This is a genomic window from Vibrio sp. Vb1554 (assembly GCF_033344235.1).
Genome location: NZ_JAWPOJ010000008.1, coordinates 50,586 through 70,643, shown reverse-complemented (window position 1 = coordinate 70,643; position 20,058 = coordinate 50,586). Strand labels below are relative to the sequence as shown.

The 20,058-nt window shown below is 46.0% G+C and carries 19 protein-coding genes and 1 other RNA gene; 4 read left to right on the top strand and 16 right to left on the bottom strand.

From position 1 onward, the window contains the following. Positions 1–9: 9 nt before the first annotated feature. From murG to rsmI, 11 genes are all read right to left on the bottom strand, one after another. A complete protein-coding gene (gene murG / locus R8N28_RS09015) occupies positions 10–1,077 on the bottom strand; it encodes an undecaprenyldiphospho-muramoylpentapeptide beta-N-acetylglucosaminyltransferase (protein ID WP_206959299.1) in 1,068 nt (355 codons plus the stop codon). Continuing rightward, positions 1,064–2,260, bottom strand: a complete 1,197-nt coding sequence (gene ftsW, locus R8N28_RS09010; protein ID WP_206959301.1) for a cell division protein FtsW — start codon at positions 2,258–2,260, stop codon at positions 1,064–1,066. The genes murG and ftsW overlap by 14 nt, the downstream gene beginning before the upstream one ends. 18 nt (positions 2,261–2,278) lie before the next feature. Then, positions 2,279–3,592, bottom strand: a complete 1,314-nt coding sequence (murD, locus tag R8N28_RS09005; protein ID WP_017821485.1) for a UDP-N-acetylmuramoyl-L-alanine--D-glutamate ligase — start codon at positions 3,590–3,592, stop codon at positions 2,279–2,281. A gap of 39 nt (positions 3,593–3,631) precedes the next feature. Next, positions 3,632–4,714: a phospho-N-acetylmuramoyl-pentapeptide-transferase gene (mraY, locus tag R8N28_RS09000; RefSeq protein ID WP_005372931.1), complete on the bottom strand. Its 1,083-nt coding sequence runs from the start codon at positions 4,712–4,714 to the stop codon at positions 3,632–3,634. Continuing rightward, a complete protein-coding gene (locus tag R8N28_RS08995; protein ID WP_262635412.1) occupies positions 4,714–6,078 on the bottom strand; it encodes a UDP-N-acetylmuramoyl-tripeptide--D-alanyl-D-alanine ligase in 1,365 nt (454 codons plus the stop codon). Before R8N28_RS08995 ends, mraY begins: the two co-directional genes overlap by 1 nt. Further along, on the bottom strand, positions 6,075–7,556 hold the full coding sequence (gene murE, locus R8N28_RS08990; RefSeq protein ID WP_225466622.1) for a UDP-N-acetylmuramoyl-L-alanyl-D-glutamate--2,6-diaminopimelate ligase: 1,482 nt from the start codon (positions 7,554–7,556) through the stop codon (positions 6,075–6,077). The genes R8N28_RS08995 and murE overlap by 4 nt, the downstream gene beginning before the upstream one ends. A 62-nt stretch (positions 7,557–7,618) precedes the next feature. Next, positions 7,619–9,412: a penicillin-binding transpeptidase domain-containing protein gene (locus tag R8N28_RS08985; protein WP_086046525.1), complete on the bottom strand. Its 1,794-nt coding sequence runs from the start codon at positions 9,410–9,412 to the stop codon at positions 7,619–7,621. Next, positions 9,409–9,726 carry a cell division protein FtsL gene (gene ftsL / locus R8N28_RS08980; RefSeq protein WP_005387405.1) on the bottom strand — a complete coding sequence of 106 codons (318 nt, stop codon included), beginning with the start codon at positions 9,724–9,726 and terminating at the stop codon, positions 9,409–9,411. Before ftsL ends, R8N28_RS08985 begins: the two co-directional genes overlap by 4 nt. Positions 9,727–9,731: 5 nt before the next feature. Beyond that, positions 9,732–10,682 (bottom strand): 16S rRNA (cytosine(1402)-N(4))-methyltransferase RsmH, encoded by a 951-nt coding sequence (gene rsmH, locus R8N28_RS08975; protein ID WP_005372918.1) that lies wholly within the window; start codon positions 10,680–10,682, stop codon positions 9,732–9,734. 175 nt (positions 10,683–10,857) lie between these two features. Then, positions 10,858–11,286, bottom strand: an RNA gene (gene rnpB, locus R8N28_RS08970) — RNase P RNA component class A. A gap of 167 nt (positions 11,287–11,453) precedes the next feature. Continuing rightward, a complete protein-coding gene (rsmI, locus tag R8N28_RS08965) occupies positions 11,454–12,317 on the bottom strand; it encodes a 16S rRNA (cytidine(1402)-2'-O)-methyltransferase (RefSeq protein WP_005372907.1) in 864 nt (287 codons plus the stop codon). 68 nt (positions 12,318–12,385) lie between these two features. On the opposite strand from rsmI, the gene R8N28_RS08960 reads away from it, so the two are divergent. Genes R8N28_RS08960 through R8N28_RS08945 form a run of 4 tightly spaced genes read left to right on the top strand, consistent with a single transcriptional unit; the run spans position 12,386 to position 15,836 of the window. Next, positions 12,386–14,197 (top strand): penicillin-binding protein activator, encoded by a 1,812-nt coding sequence (locus R8N28_RS08960; protein WP_064353620.1) that lies wholly within the window; start codon positions 12,386–12,388, stop codon positions 14,195–14,197. Then, a complete protein-coding gene (locus R8N28_RS08955) occupies positions 14,184–14,552 on the top strand; it encodes a YraN family protein (protein ID WP_262635411.1) in 369 nt (122 codons plus the stop codon). Before R8N28_RS08960 ends, R8N28_RS08955 begins: the two co-directional genes overlap by 14 nt. A 3-nt stretch (positions 14,553–14,555) precedes the next feature. Beyond that, positions 14,556–15,146 (top strand): phosphoheptose isomerase, encoded by a 591-nt coding sequence (locus R8N28_RS08950; RefSeq protein WP_005372901.1) that lies wholly within the window; start codon positions 14,556–14,558, stop codon positions 15,144–15,146. Positions 15,147–15,167: 21 nt separating this feature from the next. Then, positions 15,168–15,836 (top strand): BON domain-containing protein, encoded by a 669-nt coding sequence (locus R8N28_RS08945; RefSeq protein WP_005387407.1) that lies wholly within the window; start codon positions 15,168–15,170, stop codon positions 15,834–15,836. 71 nt (positions 15,837–15,907) lie between these two features. On the opposite strand, the gene sspB is transcribed toward R8N28_RS08945, so the two are convergent. From sspB to petA, 5 genes are all read right to left on the bottom strand, one after another. After that, positions 15,908–16,393, bottom strand: a complete 486-nt coding sequence (gene sspB, locus R8N28_RS08940; protein WP_005387408.1) for a ClpXP protease specificity-enhancing factor — start codon at positions 16,391–16,393, stop codon at positions 15,908–15,910. A gap of 17 nt (positions 16,394–16,410) precedes the next feature. Further along, complete coding sequence (sspA, locus tag R8N28_RS08935) at positions 16,411–17,046, bottom strand: stringent starvation protein SspA (RefSeq protein WP_262635410.1); 636 nt, start codon at positions 17,044–17,046, stop codon at positions 16,411–16,413. Between the two features lie 96 nt (positions 17,047–17,142). Beyond that, entirely contained in the window at positions 17,143–17,880 is a 738-nt protein-coding gene (locus R8N28_RS08930; protein ID WP_005372881.1) for a cytochrome c1, read from the bottom strand. Further along, the gene (locus R8N28_RS08925) at positions 17,877–19,142 is read right to left on the bottom strand and encodes a cytochrome b (RefSeq protein WP_005372880.1); all 1,266 of its coding nucleotides are present in this window, start codon (positions 19,140–19,142) and stop codon (positions 17,877–17,879) included. Before R8N28_RS08925 ends, R8N28_RS08930 begins: the two co-directional genes overlap by 4 nt. After that, on the bottom strand, positions 19,142–19,732 hold the full coding sequence (petA, locus tag R8N28_RS08920; protein ID WP_005372877.1) for a ubiquinol-cytochrome c reductase iron-sulfur subunit: 591 nt from the start codon (positions 19,730–19,732) through the stop codon (positions 19,142–19,144). Before petA ends, R8N28_RS08925 begins: the two co-directional genes overlap by 1 nt. Positions 19,733–20,058: the final 326 nt, after the last annotated feature.

Genomic DNA, 20,058 nt, shown 5'->3' with positions numbered 1-20,058 from the left:
ATAATTCGGTTAACGCTTTTCGGTCAAAGCGACAATGGCTTGTGCGACAACTCGGTCAGCATTCAATTTTGCAGCGCCACGCGCTTGCTCAGCCATTGTAAGTAAAGCTTGGCGATCCAATTGTTGGATCTGCAGAGTCAGAGACTCAACGGTTAAATCTGGTTGTTCAATCATTTTCGCCGCGCCGCAATCCACCAAGTGGTCTGCATTAAGTGCTTGCTGGCGGTCTTTGTGCATGAATGGAACAAAAATAGCGCCTACACCTGCCGCCGAGACTTCAGAAACGGTTAACGCTCCAGAGCGACAAACTAAAAGGTCAGCCCATGCGTAAGCTTCTGCAACGTCATCAATGAATTCCATTACTTCTGTATTTACCACACCATTAGCTTGGTATGCTGCATTCACTTCTTCGGCGGCACCTTTGCCCGCTTGATGACGAATACAGTAATCTTCGCCCAATTTCGACATCACTTCTGGCAGAGTTTGGTTAAGAATACGTGCGCCTTGGCTGCCACCCATCACCAAAATGCGAATTGGACCTTGGCGCTCTTGCATGCGCTCAGTTGGCGCTGCTAATTGAGTCACGTCTTCACGAACTGGGTTCCCAACCACTTCGGCATTTGGAAAAGCGCCTGGGAAAGCCTGAAAAACCTTCTTAGCGATTTTCGATAACCATTGGTTCGTTAAACCTGCTACTGCATTTTGTTCATGCAGAACAACAGGAATGCCACTCATCCAAGCGGCAATACCGCCCGGGCCGCTAACATAACCGCCCATACCAAGCACTGCGTCTGGCTGCCAGCGTTTCATGTGAGCACGAGCCTGCATAATGGCATTGATAATTTGAAATGGTGCTGCAAGAAGACGTTTAACGCCTTGACCTCGTAACCCTTTCACTTTGATAAAGTCGATTTCAATGCCATGTTTTGGCACCAAATCCGCTTCCATTCGATCCGCCGTACCTAACCAACGGATCTCCCAACCTTGCTCTTGAAGCTGTTTTGCTACCGCCAAACCTGGGAATACGTGACCGCCAGTACCACCAGCCATCACCATCAAACGTTTATTTTGTTTCATTAGCTTGTTGTTCTGATTGTTGTTGCTCGCGTTTCAAGCGGCATTCGTAATCGATACGCAGTAATATGGACACTGCGACGGACATAATTATTAGACTAGAACCACCATAACTGATGAGTGGAAGTGTTAAACCTTTTGTTGGAACAATACCGGCGGCAGCTCCAACATTAACCAAGGTTTGAAACGCAAACCAAATACCAATTCCGAAAGCCAGATAACCTCCGAACATTTCGCCTTCTTCAAATGCACGCTTGCCGATGTAAACCGCTTTTAGCACCAAGCTAAAAATCAGCATTAAGACCAGCACTACGCCTACGAAACCAAGCTCTTCAGCAAGTACGGCAAACACAAAGTCGGTATGCGCTTCCGGTAGATATTCCAGTTTTTGAATTGAATTACCGAGACCTTGACCGAACCATTCACCACGACCAAACGCCATCAAAGACTGAGTCAACTGATAGCCACTGCCAAATGGGTCTTCCCACGGGTCAAGGAAGGAGGTTACTCGTCGCATACGGTATGGCTCGACGAGAATCAAACCTACCACAGCGCCGATACCTGCCACCATCAAGGCGAGAAACTGGGTTAGTTTTGCACCTGCGATAAAAAGCATGCCAAACAGCGTGACCAGCATCACGACGACCGTCCCCAAGTCTGGCTGACCAAGTAGTAATACTGCGAAGAAGGCAAACACCATGATAGGCTTCATAAAGCCACCAAAGAACGTTTGTCGTACTTCGTCTTGCTTTCGAACTAAGTAACCAGACATGAAGATAAACAGCGATAGCTTCGCGACTTCCGCTGGCTGAAGGTTAAACAGCCCAAGGGGAATCCAACGAGACGCACCATTAACCGACTTACCCGCCAAGAGCACGATGATCAACAGTGCGAAAGAAGTCCAAAGTAAGTAATGGCTCTTCTTAAACCACTCTTGCAAAGGCACTTGCAAAATAACAGCGGAGGTCCCTAACGCCAGCACGAGAAACGTCGCATGACGAAACATAAAGTGGAACGGCTGTTCCGTTAATCGAGAGCTGATTGGAAATGATGCAGAGGTTACCATGACCAAACCAGTCAACATCAAACCCAGTGCAATCCACACTAACTGACGATCAAACATCGCCTCTGGGGCTGGATGCTTGAGCCAATTGCCAATACTGCGTTTAACGTTACCTAAACCCACGAAGTGTGTAACCTTTAATTATGCATATTTCTGAGCAAGAGCAGCGAAAGCATCACCTCTTGCCATAAAGTTGTCGAATTGATCAAAGCTAGCACATGCAGGAGACAGCATCACCATATCACCTGGTTTTAACTGCGAAGATACTTGTTGAATCACATCTTCCATAGTGTCGAAACGTATTGCAGATTCATGCAGTGGCATAAATTCATCGCCATCAGCGCCAAAGCAACACAGTTGCAAGTTAAGCGTCGCGAAGATCGGTTTTAATGGCGAGAAGTCAGCACCTTTGCCAACACCACCAACGAGTAAGTAGAGCTTGCCTGTCGATTCCAAACCAGATAGCGCAGCCATAGTGCTGGCAATATTAGTTGCTTTAGAGTCATTCACCCATTTGACGCCTTGATTATCCGCAACCACCTGGCATCGGTGTGTCAGTCCCGTGTAATTTTTAAGTGCATTCAATGCTTTGTGATAGTTTACGTCCGCAGCTTTTAATAGCGCTAAAGCAACCAGAGCGTTAGATAAGTTGTGCTTACCAACCAACTTAAGCTCATCACTTGCGACAACTCGTTGACCGTGATCGAGCAGCCAAGTACGGTTGCCATCCACCTCGAGACCAAAGTCCTGATTGTCGCTGCCAAATGTCACCAATGGCATCTCTGCGTCTGGGAAGGTTTCTTGATCATCACGGTTCACGACTGCAAGAGCAGCATGGTTAAAAATACGCAACTTAGCTTGTCGATAGTCAGACATGCCTTGATAACGATCCATATGATCTTCAGAAAGATTCAGAAACGCAGCGGCTTTGAGCTTTAAGCTTGACGTCGTTTCTAACTGGAAGCTCGAGAGTTCGAGTACATATAGGTCTGCGTCTTGTTCTAACAAATCCAGTGCAGGCACACCGATGTTACCACCAACGCCAACATCCAAACCTGCAGCCTTAGCCATCACACCTGTGAGGTCGGTTACTGTGCTCTTACCGTTTGAGCCCGTAATCGCAATCACCGGTTTCTGCACCGCCCAAGCGAATAACTCGATATCACCTACTACTGCCGTACCTTTTGCTAATACGGCTTGGATCTCTGGTGTCGCTAGCGCAATACCAGGGTTGGTCACGATAAGATCCGCGTCAGAAAGCCAGTCTGTATTCCAACCACCACTATGCAGTTGAACACTTTCCGGCAAGCGCTCTGCACCTGGAGGGTTTACACGAGTATCAATGACTTTGACCACAAGTTGTGGCTGATTTTTTCTTAGGTGTTTAACGACAGAGAGCCCGGTAATACCGAGCCCTACGACGACAACACTATGTATGTTTTGCCAACGTTCCATATTTGATCACACTGTAAATCTTATTCTTGGAAAGTGCGATTAACGCACTTTCAATGTCGCAAGACCAATCAGAACAAGAACCATAGAAATAATCCAGAAGCGCACGATTACGCGAGGTTCTGGCCAACCTTTCAATTCGTAGTGGTGGTGAATTGGTGCCATACGGAAAATGCGCTGACCACGTAATTTGTAAGAACCTACCTGTAGGATGACTGATAGCGTTTCCATCACAAATACGCCACCCATGATCACCAACACCAACTCTTGACGAACTAGAACAGCAATGGTGCCCAATGCACCGCCAAGCGCTAGTGAGCCGACATCACCCATGAACACTTGTGCTGGGTAAGTGTTAAACCACAAGAAACCAAGGCCTGCACCTACGATTGCTGTACATACGACAACCAACTCAGAAGCATGTGGTAAGTATGGAATATGAAGGTATTCAGAGAAGTTAACGTTACCCGTCGCCCATGCAATAACCGCGAAGCCTGCAGCAACAAGAACCGTTGGCATGATTGCCAAACCGTCTAGACCATCGGTCAGGTTAACCGCGTTACTCGTACCGACAATCACAAAGTAAGTCAGGATAATGTACATCAAACCAAGTTGCGGCATGATGTCTTTAAAAAATGGCACCACGAGCTGAGTGGCTGCAGTGTCTTTACCGTAAGCGTACAATGCAAAAGCCACGACAAACGCGATCAACGATTGCCAGAAGTACTTCCAACGCGCGATCAAACCATCGGTATTTTTTCGTACCACTTTACGATAATCATCAACAAATCCGACCGCACCGTAGCCAAGTAAGACTGTCAGTACCGCCCATACGTAAGGGTTGGATAAGTCTGTCCATAGCAAAATCGTGATTGAGATGGCCGCTAAGATCATGATACCGCCCATTGTTGGGGTACCACGCTTACTAAAGTGAGATTCAGGACCTTCGTTACGCACTACCTGACCAATTTGCAGCATTTGCAAACGCTTGATCATGATTGGTCCCATCCATAATGACAGACCTAGAGCGGTTAATACGCTTAGGATTGCTCGAAAAGACAAGTATTCAAACAATCGGAAAAAAGACAGGTATGGCTGTAGCAGCTCGGCAAGCCAAATAATCATTAATAATACTCCTTCAAAGCAGCAGCGACTTCAAACATACGTGCACCGTTCGCTCCTTTCACCAACATCGTATGGTTTTCAGGAACGGCTTGGTCTAGATGCTGCTTGATGTATTCAATCATCTCTTGGTGCGTCTCAAAATGAATGCCTTGGCAAAGATCACTGATCACCTTGGCGTCTGCACCATATGTGAGAACATGTTCAAATTTTTGTGGGGCAGCATGTTCCCCGACTTGACGATGAAGTGCAAGACTTTCCTCGCCCAATTCCGCCATATTACCTAAAATCAGCCAGCGTTGACCTGGGAAAGCGGCCAATAAATCAACTGCCGCTTTCATGGCTGGTACGCTCGCGTTGTAGCTGTCGTCAATCAATTTTATCTTTTCGCTCAGCGCTTCAACCTCGACGCGACCTTTCACTTTGTTCAAATGTTTAAGGCCAGCACGAACCTCTTCTAATGTGGCGCCCATTCGTAACGCAATAATAGAAGCAGCGATCGCATTCGCAACGTTGTGTTGACCTATAATACCCAGAGACAGTTCAATTTCTTGTGAGCTTGCTGCGATATGTAAGTCAAAGCTTGCTTCACCTTCGGCGTTCAATACGATGTTAGAAGCGAAGAAGTCTGCATCAGTATTACTTTGTGAAAAAGTAATGACTTTCTTATCTGCTAACACTTCATCCCACTTGGCTTCACCATTGCTGTCTAGGTTAACAATCGCAATACCACCAGCTGAAAGGCCTTGGTAGATTTCACCTTTGGCTTGTTTCACGCCATCGATAGAACCAAAGCCTTCAAGGTGAGCGGCGGCTACATTGTTCACTAACGCGATATCTGGTTTTACTAACTGAGTCGTGTAAGCAATTTCACCTATATGGTTAGCACCAAGCTCAATCACGGCATAATCATCATCCTGCTGTGAGCGCAATAATGTCAACGGAACACCAATATCATTATTGAAGTTACCCGCCGTGAATAACACTTTGCCTTTCAATTGCAGGATACTCGCAACCATTTCTTTTACGGTAGTTTTACCGCAACTTCCGGTGATGGCAACGGTAGGTGTTTTGCATGCTTGATGCACCCAAGAAGCAAACTCACCCAAGGCAAGTTTGGTATCCGACACCACAATTTGCGGCACATTCACATCTAAGCGTTTTTCTACGAGTAAAGCACCGGCACCTGCATCTACCGCTTGTTGGCAAAAGTTGTGCGCGTCAAAGCGCTCCCCTACTAACGCGACAAATAGAGCCCCACGATCAATCGTTCGTGTATCAGTAGAAACCGCGTCGATAAGTAGATCGTCGCCGAATCGCTTGCCACGAGTGATGTCTGCAATTTGAGATAACGTTACTTTGATCATGAGGTCAATCCTAAAAGTTGCATTGCGGACTCACGGTCGGAGTAATGAATCGTTTCGCCATTACGAATCTGATAATCTTCATGGCCCTTCCCTGCTAACAAGATAATGTCGTTTGGCGAAGCATTTTCAATGGCATAAGACAGTGCTTTGAAGCGGTCATGCTGAACAATCGCTTCAGCAGGTTTTGACAGCCCAGCTAACATGTCTTTCACAATCTGAACCGGATCTTCGCTGCGTGGGTTATCGTCAGTCAACACCACTCTGTCACCTAGACGCTCTGCAATTTCCGCCATCATTGGGCGCTTACCTGCATCGCGATCGCCACCGCAGCCAAAAATAGCCCACAGCTGGCCTTCACAATGAACTCGTAAAGCTTGCAGCGCTTTTTCTAAAGCATCAGGAGTATGGGCATAATCGACCACGACTTTGGCACGATCCTCAGTTTGGAATAACTCCATTCGGCCGAGTACAGGTTGCAGTTGACCTGCGGTTTCGAGTAACGCTTGTTTCTCTTTACCTAAGCTTAATAAGGTCGCAAAAGCGAGCATTAAGTTGGTTGCATTAAACTCACCAATCAAAGGCGCGTGCAATTCACCTGAGCCAAATTTACCATCGAACTTAATAGTAATCCCTGATTCCGCGTAACTGACTTCCGTCGCCCAAATTGCGCTTTCAAATTCAGTGTTCGGCTTGAGCGAGACAGCGATCGCATTACTTAACTGCGACGCCCATTGATGACCGACTTCATCATCAACATTGATAATGGCACGTTCACATTGGTGTTGCGTGAACAACCCAAGCTTTGCATTGGCATACTCTTCCATCGTGCCATGATAATCTAAGTGGTCACGACTTAAGTTAGTAAACACGCCCGCCGCAAATGATAATGCTTTGACACGACCTTGCGTCAGGCCATGAGAAGATACTTCTAGCGCGGTGTATGTGGCTTGTTGATTTGCGAGAGAGGAGAGCGTTTTCTGAATTTCAACGGCATTCCCCGTTGTATTCGCAGCTTGTTGCAAGTTATTGAGGAAGCCATTTCCTGTTGTTCCCATTACCGCCGCTTTATGGTCAAGCAGTTCTAGCCATTGCGCTATTAACTGGGTAATGGTGGTTTTGCCGTTGGTGCCGGTGACACCAATCAAATCCATATCAGGGTAAGCATAGATCTTTCCAGCAATTGCGGATAAACGTTGGTCCAACCTATCAATGTAAATGACGGGAACATCATCAATGATTTCCACCGTACCATGTGTTTTGACATCGCAGGCTTGCGCCAGGGCTGCATTTGCACCTTGCTCAATTGCAGAGGCAATGAATTTACGCCCATCCACAACATGGCCAATCACTGCTACAAACGTGGTTCCAGGTTGAACTCTTCGGCTGTCGAGCTCCAATTCAGAAACAAGAACGGACGATAAGCTAGGGCAATCCACCCAAGGGGAAAGCAGCACGTCCATACTGATGGCTTTAGTCATATTTGTTCTCCGAGCTTTGGCTCAGGTTTTCTTAATTTTGTTTGCTCAGTAAACCACAGGGCTTACTGTTGGAATTTGTTTTCGTCAGGTGCAACATTGAGTATTTGTAGCGCGCCTTTCATGATTTCAGAGAAGACAGGAGACGCTACCGAACCACCATAGTAGTCATCACCTTGAGGCTCGTTTACGATCACCACCAAAGCAATTCGCGGATCGCTAACCGGAGCAAGCCCAGCCGTGTAGGTGATGTACTCGTCGCTGTACCCGCCAGCAGAAGCTTTACGTGATGTACCTGTTTTCGCTCCCACTCGATAACCAGGAACTGCCGCTCTGCGAGCCGAGCCCCCTTTTTGAGTTACGGTTTCCAACATGTCTAATACTTGACGCGCATACTTCGCACTCACCACTTGACGTGACATGTCATGATCATTGCTTTCAATAATATGAATAGGCTCGTATTTGCCAAGGTTTCCAAGCGTCGCATAAGCATGGGCTAGCTGGATTGGTGTAATTGATAGACCGTAACCAAACGCAATCGTGGCGCGCTCAATTGGCGACCAACGAGTTCGTGTAGGAAAAATACCCGTCACTTCCCCAACTAGGTTTAGGCCAGAAAGCTCACCAAAACCCACTGAACTGTACAGCCCAAGAAGCGCCTCTACCGGCATTTGCATTGCTAGCTTCGTCACACCGATATTACTCGACTTTTTAAGGATCGTGGTCAAGCTCGCTTTGCCTACGCGAGAGACATCTCTGACTCGACTACCACCTAAACGTAGGACACCATTACCGGTATCTACGATGGTATCTTTATCGGCTATCCCATTTTCTAAGGCGGCTAAAATAACGAAAGGCTTAATGGTCGAACCGGGCTCCATTGAGTCCGTGATCACTCGGTTACGCATTTGATAGCTTTGCCAATCGCTACGATTGTTAGGGTTGTAAGAAGGAGCATTAACCATGGCCAATACGGCGCCCGTTTTTACATCCAACATGACAACGGAACCTGAAGTGGCGCGGTGGTCCGCAACGGCTTGCTTAATCGCACGATACGCAATCGCCTGTAGGCGCTGATCGATGGTTAACTGAAGTGATTTACCTTCTTGCTTGTCTTGCCAAGCAATGTTTTCCACAACACGACCATAACGGTCTTTACGAATAGTTTTCTTACCCGCCGCGCCAGTGAGCCACTCATCGTAGCTACGCTCCACACCTTCTAGGCCATGCCCGTCAATGCCTGTTACACCGACTAAGTGAGCACTAACCTCACCTGCAGGATAATAACGACGAGATTCCGACTTAAGGCCAACACCTGGCAGCTTTAGCTCACGAATATAGTTCGCCATGGCCGGACTGACCTGGCGCTGCAAGTAGATAAAGCGGCGTTTTTCATTGCGCTTGATTTTGTCTATTAACCCTTGTCGGTCAATACCAAGAACATCCGCTAATGCATGCCAACTTTTGGTCTGGCTTAACGCGTTTTCTTTAAATATCGTGGCAGGATCTGCCCAAACCGCCTCAACCGGTACACTGACAGCAAGCGGCTCACCATTTCGATCCGAAATAATACCGCGAGCAGAAGGAATGGATTTAACACGAACCGAACGTAGGTCACCTTGTTTAATCAGGTTATCTGGCTCAATGATTTGGATGTAGGCTACGCGTGCCACCAAAAGGGCAAATGCACAAAAAACAAAAAACAGTAATAGATGGAAGCGCCAACGAATCAAGAAAGATTCTTCGACCGCCACTTTCACTGCTTTGTTATCGGTTTTCTTATCCCCCGTAGCCGCTTTCTCTTTTGCTACAGGTTTACGCTTATTGGCTTGTTTCGTGTTGGATTTTTTTCTAATCATTTGAGCGTGACAACCACTTCTTTATCGCCATCAGGTCGTTTCATTTCAAGTTCTTTTTTGGCAAGGTCTTGAACACGACTGTGTTCCGCGAGGGCAGTTTCTTCCAACATTAAGTTACGCCATTCGCTATCTAATCGTTCTCGTTCAACCAACGTATGGTCTTTCTCGGTAATCGCTTGACGCGCATGGTGGGTAGCAAATACCACTCCCATTGCCGATGCCACGATCAATAGCAACAACAGTAATGGCCAGCGACCAACGGTGAGGAGATCCGTCGCAATCAACTTAGCAAGATTAGGAGTGGGTTTCGTCATAATAATTAAAGCTTTTCCGCAATTCTTAACACAGAGCTGCGCGAGCGAGGGTTCATTTCAATTTCTTGTTTGCTTGGCTTAATCGCTTTGCTCACCGCTTTCATATTCGCACTACCAAGAGCACGAATTTGCTCTTCCGTCATTGGAATACCGTGTGGCACTTCAGGCCCTTTGCTCTCTTTACGGATAAAACGTTTGACCATACGGTCTTCCAGAGAGTGGAAGCTAATCACAGATAAACGGCCTTCAGGAGCCAGAATGCTCGCCGCGCCTTTAAGTGCCGTATCAATTTCTTCTAACTCACTGTTGATGTAAATACGAAAAGCCTGGAAAGCACGAGTCGCAGGGTGTTTTTTCTCTTTAAAACTTTTCGGTGCGGCATCTGAAATCAATTTTGCCAGCTGACCAGTGCGAACCATTGGCTCATTTTCTTCGTCTTCACGGTAGGCAACAATCGCTTTTGCAATACGGCGCGCATGTTTATCTTCCCCAAACTCACGAATGACCCAAGTGATATCATCGAGGTCTGCTTCCATCAACCATTGAGATACTGGAACACCTGATGTCGGGTCCATACGCATATCTAGCGGACCGTCTTTCATAAAGCTAAAGCCACGCTCTGCGTCGTCTAACTGAGGAGAAGAAACGCCTAAATCCAGCAGAACACCATCCACTTTTCCAACTAGCCCATACTCTTCAGCATACTCAGCAATACCAGAAAATGGACCATGAATAATGGTGAAGCGAGGGTCATTGATTTTGCCTGCCTCAGCGATCGCTTGAGGGTCACGGTCGATACTGTACAGTCGGCCATTTTCACCGAGTTTAGATAGAATTGTCCGGCTGTGACCGCCACGGCCAAATGTTCCATCAATATAGACGCCGTCTGGTTTGATAGCTAAGCCATCAATGGATTCATTTAATAACACGGAAATATGTTGGAAGGTTTCGGTCATAGCTTTCTCGTTGAATGATCTTGAAGCGATTCTTTAGTGTACTGATTTCCTACATCATCGCCACCACAAGTCTAAAGTTAGACGTGATTTACGCCAAGTTTATTGGTAATGACATAGTTTGCGTCAATTAAATGCAAAAAACCCATCACTACCGAAGTAGAGATGGGTCTCGAATAGGTGGAGCCGACACATAAGCCGGGTTCTGTTCCGCTTGCGCGGCGGTAGCCATTCGTCTAGGCCAGCAATCACTCACTGGCTCGAGCAACCTACCCGCCTCCTTACGCGAGCAACGCAATGTGGAGGCCTATTTGGTCTTGCTTCAGGTGGAGTTTACCCTGCTACGAACTATTGCTAGTCGTCCGGTGCGCTCTTACCGCACCCTTTCACCCTTACCTGTGCCCTAAGGCCATCGGCGGTCTTCTCTCTGCTGCACTTGTCGTAGGCTTGCGCCCCCCAGGCGTTACCTGGCACCTTGCTCTATGAAGCCCGGACTTTCCTCCCCTTTGTCAGTCTCCCGAAGGACGTCAACGTCAGTCTCCCAAAGGGACTTCGACGTCAGTCTCCCGAAGGACATCAACAAAGCAGCGACTACCCAGTCAGCTCCGAGGGCGGATTGTATAGAGTTCTCACTTCAGAGTCTAGTTAGATCACAGATATGATGAAATGAATGCACTAAGTGATGACTTTTTAGTCAAGGTGCCAAAAATAGATAATAAAAAGGCCGATGCCTAAACATCAGCCCTCATTGACCATTTATCTCGCTAGCGGCACTTAGTCTAAGTTTTCTAAGCCCCATTTATATAACGCATTCTTCTTCAAGTTATGTATTTCTGCCACCAAAGCAGCTGCTTTTTTCAAAGGCAGCTCTTTGGTCAAAATGCCTAACGTGCGTAAAGCATCTTCAGGTAGTGAGTCGTCTGTTGTTTCACGATGGCCATGTACCAACAATACCATTTCACCACGCTGTTGGTTATCGTCACTTTTCACCCATTCAATCAGCTCACCTAACGGCATGCCTTGAATGGTTTCAAAGGTTTTTGTTAGCTCTCTTGCCAACACAACTTCTCTATCTGGGCCAAGAACGTCTAACATGTCTTGTAGAGAGTCTAAAATACGGTGCGGTGACTCGTAAAAAATACACGTACGCTCTACCGAAGCAATCTCTAGGAATTTATCCTTACGACCTTTGCTTTTCGGTGGTAAAAAACCTTCGAAGCTAAAGCGATCCGATGGCAAGCCAGAGGCACTTAACGCCGTAATGACCGCACAAGCACCTGGAAGAGGCACAACTCTAACGCCCGCTTGACGACATTTTGTCACCAAATGGTATCCTGGGTCGCTGATAAGTGGCGTACCAGCGTCAGAAACTAATGCGATAGACTGACCGGAAAGCAGCTTTTCTACCAAAACTTGTGCTTTTTGCTGCTCATTGTGGTCATGTAGAGCAAAAGTTTTGGTTTGAATATTGAAGTGAGACAGTAATTTGCCCGTATGTCGAGTATCCTCAGCGGCAATGATGTCCACAGTCGACAGAATTTCGATAGCACGTTGGGTGATATCCGCTAAATTTCCGATTGGAGTCGGTACGATATAGAGAGTTGGCCCCTCATTCGGCAACTTATTTTTATCTGTCATTTGTTTACCATCACTTCAACGATTAATATAGAGACAATTTTGTACAAAATTATAGAGAACTCACGGCAATGATTAACCATAAGAGACTCAGTGTACCACGCATACTTACTCCTGTTGCACTAGCAATTACGCTCGCCGCCTGTTCTTCAGGTCCAAGACAGCCTGATGGCGTTGATGTAACACTTGAGCCTACTCAGTCTGTTCAGAACTATATGATCCAAGCTGATAGCACGGAAGGCAGTTTACAAAATGACTGGTTGATCATGGCAACCAAAGCCGCGATTCAAGCAAACCAGTTTGATCAAGCAGAAATGTTGATCAAGCGCCTGGCTCGTCAACAGTTAACCGAAGTTCAGCAAGCAGAGTGGCAACTAGCGCGTGCGACCATACAGCAAAAACAGGGTAATTACTCTCAGTTGCTGCAATTGTTGAATTTTAAACCTTGGTGGAAGTTACCAAATGAGCAATGGAAAGACTATTACTTGATGCGTGCCGACGCTTATCAAGGTCTTAACCAAGCGTTTGAGGCAAACCGCCAACTGGTTGCATTTAGCCAATATGCATCGTCCGCGGAGCAGAGAGAGATTTCTAGCCGTATTTGGATGAACTTTGGCAGCTATTCCGAGTACGAACTGACCTCATTAGAAACAGAGCCAAATGAAGATGTTTTGGATGGTTGGCTACAACTCGCTATTTATGCGAAAACGTTGTCGGGCAACTTATCTCAACTAAAAAATACCCTAGAACGCTGGTTAAACGAGAACCCATCGCACCCAGCCGCTATCTACACACCAGAAGAGATTCAAAACATTCTCTCTCTAGACATCGTTAAACCAAACAACACCGCTTTGTTACTGCCGCTTACTGGTAAATTCTCGCCACAAGCGCAATTAATTCGTGATGGTTTTGTGTTTGCGATGATGAATGATCGTAACCGTGATCCAAGCGCTACCCTCACGGTAATAGACACTAATGCGTATAACGCCGACCAAATTAAACAACGTTTGATCAATGAAAACATCGACTTTGTTGTTGGTCCCCTAGAAAAAGAAAACGTTGAGCTATTGCACACAACCATGGATGGCTCAGAAAATGGTCCTACGATTCCAGCCCTTGCGCTAAATATTCCCGAAGATGTGCAACCAGATAGCAATATTTGCTACTTGGCATTATCACCAGAACAAGAAGCCGCACAAGCAGCGAAACACTTGTTCAGCGAAGGCTATAACTTCCCTCTGATCCTGGCACCAAAGGGCAGCTTTGGTGAGCGCGTAACTGAAGCGTTCAACAAAGAATGGCGCAAGTACAGCTCTAATAAAGTCGCAGCAAGTTATTTTGGCGACAAGCGCCAACTTCAAAAAGACATCAATGAAGTATTTGGTCTGCAAGAAAGCAAACAACGTATTGCTCAGATGCAATCACTAATGCGTATCAAGCTTGAAACACAGCCACGTAGCCGTCGTGATGTCGATGCGGTTTATATTGTTGCTAGAAGCACGGAACTGACTTTGATCAAGCCATTTATTGAGGTAGCGATTAACCCAGACGCCAAAGCTCCTCAAATTTTCTCTAGCTCGCGTAGCAACAGTGGCGGCGCGACTTACGAAGATCTAACAGGCATCATCTACAGCGATATCCCATTACTGATTGACCCAGACCCTAGCGTGACCGCTGAAATGAACGAGTTGTGGTCAGAGCAATCTAACATGGAAAAACGTTTGAAAGCACTGGGTATGGATGCGTATAAATTGATTGGGGAGCTGCCACAAATGAAGGTCGTTCCGGGCTACTCAGTTGGCGGCCAAACCGGTATTTTAAGTATCGACAATAATTGTGTTGTACAGCGTGAGCTAAGCTGGGCTGAGCGTGGGGCTCTTTAGCAAGCGCCAAATCGGAAATCAATATGAAGCTCTGGCGAAGCAATATTTACAACGCCAGGGCTTAAACTTTATTGAACAAAATTTTCTGACTAAGGTCGGTGAGATTGATTTAATCTTCCAACAAGGTGAAACTATTGTGTTTGTTGAAGTCAAATACCGTAAGAACAATCACTTTGGCTCGGCAGCAGAAATGGTGACGCACGCTAAAATGCGCAAGCTAGTCAAAACCGCACAAGTTTGGCTTAGCCAACAAAAGCGCTTAAAACACAATATCGATTATCGATTTGATGTCATCGCCATTCATGATGATGGGCGAGATATCAACTGGATAGAAAACGCAATCTCTGAAGGATAAGCGATGCTAGACAGCATTAAAGACAGCTTTACAGAAAGTATTCAAATTCAAATCGCAGCAGCAGAGGCGCTGCCTGATGCCATTACTCATGCAGCTCAAGCGATGGTGTCGAGCCTGCTTAATGGCAATAAAATTTTATGTTGTGGTAATGGCGGCAGTGCTTCAAACGCTCAACAATTTGTTTCTTGTCTTTTAAACCGTTTTGAAACTGAGCGCCCTAGCCTACCAGCAATGGCCTTAACCGCCGATAATACCACCCTAACCGCAGTGGCCAACGATTACCACTACCAGGAAATCTTCTCAAAACAGGTACGAGCGTTTGGTCAACCAGGCGACATTTTGCTTGCCATGTCGACTAGCGGTAACAGTAAAAATATTATCAAAGCGATGGAAGCAGCCGTAACTCGAGACATGACGATTATCGCGCTAACAGGAAAAGATGGCGGAGAGATGGCAGGACTGCTCGGTGAGAACGACGTCGAAATTCGTATTCCATCACACCGCACTGCACGTATTCACGAAGTACATATGGTAACACTCCATTGCCTTTGTGATCTTATTGACCAAGTGCTTTTCCCTGCTCACGAAGAGTAACCAAGACTGAGAGTCAGAATTATGATACGTAGCCTTGTTATCTTATTAACAGCATTGAGTTTAAGTGGTTGCGCAGGTTTGTTTATCGCAGGTGCAGCAACCACAGCGAATATTGTCACGGACACACGCACGACAAAACAAATCTGGCAGGACAATAACATCGAATTCGAAGTTGCGGCGATCGGCAATAAAGCACCGTTTAAAGGTGAAGTTCGTGTCGTTGCCAGTTCATATAATGGGACTGTAGTCCTTATGGGACAAGCTCCGACACAAGACCTTATCCTTGCTTTAGAGCGAAGGGCTCGAGAAGTTAGTGGTGTAAAAGTCATACACAATCAAATCAAACAAAAAGAGCCACTCACTGTTACCCAGATTAGCAATGACAGCTGGATCACAACCAAAGTAAAGTCAGCTTTGCTTACTGATTCTGAGCTTAATGGTGTTAAGGTTAAAGTGATCACCGAAGATGGCGACGTTTTTCTGTTTGGTTATGTCACGCCAGAGCAAGGCGATCGAGCGACAGAAATCGCGCGTAATATCTCAGGCGTAAAACAAGTCATTAAAGGGTTCCAATACGGCGAAATGGAGCCTGTTGAAGTAGACTTACCGAGTGACGGTGTACAAACAATAGAAAGTGAGGCAAGTACAGAAAGTGAAAAGAACGTCGAAGTCTTTACGATTAGTGAGTAATTTCCAAAGTCTGGCTTGAAATCATCTTCAACAAGTTAAAAAGAAAAAAGCAGCGTAACGCTGCTTTTTTATTATTTAATCACTCTTAAGCTTGGTTTGCCTTTTGGTCGAGGAGCATCGTCCTCTTCGGCATCTGAATCAGAAACTAACTCAGAAGGCTCATCGCTAACCGTTGTGAACGATGGGGATGATTCTTCCTCGGTCATCGCTTCTTCTTCGATGTGAGTGTACGCTTCTTCTGGTTCAAACATAGTACCAGCACCATTCTCACGTGCATAAATAGCTTGAACAGCATACACAGGCACGATCACTGAGTGCGGACGACCGCTAAAGCGAGCATGGAAGGTAATCGCATCATTACCTAACTCAAGATTACCCACTGCACGTGGCGCAATATTCAAAATAATTTGACCATCTTGAATAAATTCAACCGGGACACGCACCCCTGGCATTGTTGCATCCACAACCAAGTGAGGAGTCAAGTCATTGTCTACTAACCAGTCGTAAAATGCGCGAAGCATATACGGGCGGCGAGCAGTCATTTTTGCAATATCCATAACGTGTTTTAAATCGCTTAGCGAACTAGGCGCATTTCACGTTCAGCTTCAGTCAAAGAAGCAAGGAACGAATCACGTTCAAATACGCGGTTCATGTATACCTTGATTTCTTTTGAACCAGGGCCAACAAGATCGATACCAAGTTGAGGCAAACGCCACAATAGTGGAGCTAGGTAACAATCGATCAAGCTGAATTCTTCGCTCATGAAGTACTCATATTCAGCAAAAATTGGCGCTAACGTCAGAAGATCATTACGCAGCTTTGTGCGTGCTTTTTCTGATTCTTCCGCATTACCTTTCATCACTTTTTCAGCGAGTGAATACCAGTTGCGTTCGATACGGTACATCATCAAGCGGCTGTTGCCACGAGCAACAGGGTAAACCGGCATTAGAGGTGGATGAGGGAAACGCTCGTCCAAGTACTCCATGATGATTTTTGAATCGTAAAGAGCTAGCTCACGGTCAACAAGAGTTGGCACTGATTTATATGGGTTTAGCTCAACAAGCTCAGCAGGAAGTTTTGCTTCGTCAACAAGCTCAACTTCAACACTTACGCCTTTTTCAGCTAGTACAATGCGAACCTGATGGCTATACAAATCTGATGCACTTGAGAAAAGAGTCATCACAGAACGTTTATTGGCAGCTACAGCCATGGAGCCCTCCAGTACACTTACAAATAAAAACAATGGAGGCTAAGCCTCCATTGTACATCAATTAAAATTGGGAATTAGCACGGTATTTTAGCACAATTAATGCACATCGCGCCAATACTCTTTCTTGAGCATCACAACAACGATGGTTAGAAGCACTAAGAAGCCCATTACCCACCAGCCTAAAGCATGACGCTCAAGCTGCACTGGGTCACCTGAATAAACTAAGAAGTTAACGAGATCGCCAACCGCTTTGTCATATTCGCCTTCACTCAGCTCACCCGTGCCATCGGTTTCAGTACCAACAACAACTTGTACTTCTTCGCCATCTACGATTTTCGTATCGTAAATCGGCGTCGGGATGCCCTGTAGCTCTTCAAGTACATGCGGCATACCAACACTCGGGAAGACGATGTTGTTCACGCCGAATGGACGAGATGGATCAACATAGAAAGAGCGTAAGTAAGTGTATAACCAATCAGCACCACGAACTCGTGCAACCAACGTAAGATCTGGTGGTGGAGCACCAAACCAGTTTGCCGCTTGCTTCGGTGGCATAGCATTGACCATTAGATCACCGATTTTCGCTTCAGGATTGAAAATCAGGTTTTCTTTCATTAAGTCTGTTGGAATTTCCAAGTCTGTTGCTACACGCTCGTAACGCTGGTATTGCGTAGAGTGACAAGCAAAACAGTAGTTCATGAACAACTTCGCGCCGTTTTGTAGCGAAGCTTTATCCGTAAGGTCAACATTCGCTTTATCCAGCGGAACATTGGCCCCAGCTGCCATCGCTAGTGATGGCAACATAGCAAATAGAATTACAATCCACTTCTTCATTTGAATGTCACCCTCTCTGGTAATGGTTTGGTTGCTTCATTTTTGCTGTAGAAGAACAGCAACACAAAGAACATGAAGTAACACAAGCTAAAGATCTGAGATAGTAGTGTGTACGTTGGTGTCGCAGGTAACGCACCTAAAATACCCAGAGCGATAAAGGCGATAGTGAACTGTACAATATTCAATAGATGAAGTTTGCTACGGTAACGGTATGAACGAACTTTACAACGATCCAACCAAGGTAGAACAAACAGCACTGCAATTGACGCGCCCATTAGGATAACACCTAATAGTTTGTCTGGAACCGCACGTAAGATTGCGTAGAACGGCGTGAAGTACCATACCGGAGCAATATGCTCTGGTGTCTTCAGTGGGTTTGCAGCTTCAAAGTTAGGCGGCTCAAGGAAGTACCCACCCATTTCTGGGTTAAAGAACAGCACGTAACAGAAGAAGAACAAGAAACCAGCGACACCGACCAAGTCCTTAACCGTGCCGTACGGATGGAAAGGAATCGAATCAATGATGTCATATTTCTTCGTATAGTAATCGTGGAACTTGAATTGCGTTTTGTAATCGTCGCCCATTGAGCCTTTTGGCAGCTTAGTTTCGATACCATCCGGGTTGTTTGAGCCTACTTCGTGCAGCGCCAATACGTGCAGAACAACAAGAAGAAGCAAAACGATAGGCAGTGCAATAACGTGTAGTGCGAAGAAACGGTTTAGCGTTGCACCAGAGATGATGTAGTCACCACGAATCCAAAGCGTTAGGTCATCACCGATAACAGGAATAGCACCAAACAGGGAAATGATTACCTGCGCACCCCAGTATGACATCTGACCCCATGGAAGTAGGTAACCCATGAACGCTTCAGCCATGAGAACTAGGAAGATCAACATACCGAAGATCCACAACAGTTCACGAGGTTTTTGGTATGAACCGTAGATCAAACCACGGAACATGTGAAGATACACAACAACGAAAAACGCTGACGCGCCAGTGGAATGCATGTAACGCAGAAGCCAACCGTACTCTACATCACGCATAATGTATTCGATAGACGCAAATGCACCGTCACCTGAAGGAACATAGTTCATCGTTAGCCAAATACCCGTTAGGATTTGGTTAACAAGAACCAGCATCGCCAGAGAACCGAAAAGGTACCAAAAGTTGAAGTTCTTAGGCATTGGGTATTCAGACAAATGCTTTTTATAAGCATTCATTGCAGGAATACGCTTTTCAACCCAATCTAACATTGCTTGCATTATGCATCTCCCTCATCAACACCCACAATGAGTTTGGTATCGCTCAAATACATGTGCTTAGGAACGACAAGGTTCAACGGAGCAGGTACTCCTTGGAACACTCGACCAGCCATGTCGAACTTAGAACCATGACAAGGACAGAAGAAGCCAGATCTTACGCCCTGCACCTGCTCTGAGAAAGAGTCAGGTAGATAGGTTGGTGAACAACCTAAGTGGGTACAGAAACCAACTGCGACGAAAAACTCTTCCTTAATCGAACGAAACTCATTCTGAGCGTACTCAGGCTGCTGCTCCATTTCAGATTGTGGATCGCGAAGCTTATCACCGATCGATTTTAAGTTATCCAGAACGCTTTGAGTGCGGCGAACAATCCATACAGGTTTTCCCTGCCACTCAACACGAACCAGCTGACCTGGTTCAATTTTACTTATATCCACTTCCACCGGTGCGCCCGCCGCTTTGGCTTTAGCACTCGGATTCCATGATTTGATAAAAGGCACGGCGACGGCGACTGCCCCTAACCCACCAACAACTGCCGTTGTAGCGGTTAGAAAACGCCTGCGACCGTTATTTAAAGGCGCGTTGCTCATCCAAACATTCTCCCATTTGCTCCCTTTGGATCGTTATTATTCCGCTTATAAGAGCATGGCTAACAAATAATGAATTTAGTTCTATTTATTGGAGGGAAATGATAAAGAAAACCCTACTTTTTGACAAGATAAAGCTACCTTTTTGTAACATTTGTGAGGCAAATCGCTCGCGTCGTCACAAAAGCGGCAGAATTATAAAAAATTGATGTGATTTGTAACAAGAAAGCACCACATAGAAGCCCGGCTGAAAGCAGATAAAACCTTTTATCTTGGTAGTTTTCAGTTAATTACACAGAGAAATATTTCGTATTACGCGTTCAGCTTAC

What these genes read in the sequence shown, in the direction of transcription:
- R8N28_RS08930 (WP_005372881.1), bottom strand. Translation starts at nt 17,880, where the DNA reads ATGAAGAAGTGGATTGTAATTCTATTTGCTATGTTGCCATCACTAGCG.
- murD (WP_017821485.1), bottom strand. Translation starts at nt 3,592, where the DNA reads ATGGAACGTTGGCAAAACATACATAGTGTTGTCGTCGTAGGGCTCGGT.
- rsmH (WP_005372918.1), bottom strand. Translation starts at nt 10,682, where the DNA reads ATGACCGAAACCTTCCAACATATTTCCGTGTTATTAAATGAATCCATT.
- sspA (WP_262635410.1), bottom strand. Translation starts at nt 17,046, where the DNA reads ATGGCTGTAGCTGCCAATAAACGTTCTGTGATGACTCTTTTCTCAAGT.
- R8N28_RS08945 (WP_005387407.1), top strand. Translation starts at nt 15,168, where the DNA reads ATGATACGTAGCCTTGTTATCTTATTAACAGCATTGAGTTTAAGTGGT.
- R8N28_RS08985 (WP_086046525.1), bottom strand. Translation starts at nt 9,412, where the DNA reads ATGATTAGAAAAAAATCCAACACGAAACAAGCCAATAAGCGTAAACCT.
- rsmI (WP_005372907.1), bottom strand. Translation starts at nt 12,317, where the DNA reads ATGACAGATAAAAATAAGTTGCCGAATGAGGGGCCAACTCTCTATATC.
- mraY (WP_005372931.1), bottom strand. Translation starts at nt 4,714, where the DNA reads ATGATTATTTGGCTTGCCGAGCTGCTACAGCCATACCTGTCTTTTTTC.
- R8N28_RS08925 (WP_005372880.1), bottom strand. Translation starts at nt 19,142, where the DNA reads ATGCAAGCAATGTTAGATTGGGTTGAAAAGCGTATTCCTGCAATGAAT.
- petA (WP_005372877.1), bottom strand. Translation starts at nt 19,732, where the DNA reads ATGAGCAACGCGCCTTTAAATAACGGTCGCAGGCGTTTTCTAACCGCT.
- ftsL (WP_005387405.1), bottom strand. Translation starts at nt 9,726, where the DNA reads ATGACGAAACCCACTCCTAATCTTGCTAAGTTGATTGCGACGGATCTC.
- sspB (WP_005387408.1), bottom strand. Translation starts at nt 16,393, where the DNA reads ATGGATATTGCAAAAATGACTGCTCGCCGCCCGTATATGCTTCGCGCA.
- murE (WP_225466622.1), bottom strand. Translation starts at nt 7,556, where the DNA reads ATGACTAAAGCCATCAGTATGGACGTGCTGCTTTCCCCTTGGGTGGAT.
- murG (WP_206959299.1), bottom strand. Translation starts at nt 1,077, where the DNA reads ATGAAACAAAATAAACGTTTGATGGTGATGGCTGGTGGTACTGGCGGT.
- R8N28_RS08950 (WP_005372901.1), top strand. Translation starts at nt 14,556, where the DNA reads ATGCTAGACAGCATTAAAGACAGCTTTACAGAAAGTATTCAAATTCAA.
- R8N28_RS08960 (WP_064353620.1), top strand. Translation starts at nt 12,386, where the DNA reads ATGATTAACCATAAGAGACTCAGTGTACCACGCATACTTACTCCTGTT.
- R8N28_RS08995 (WP_262635412.1), bottom strand. Translation starts at nt 6,078, where the DNA reads ATGATCAAAGTAACGTTATCTCAAATTGCAGACATCACTCGTGGCAAG.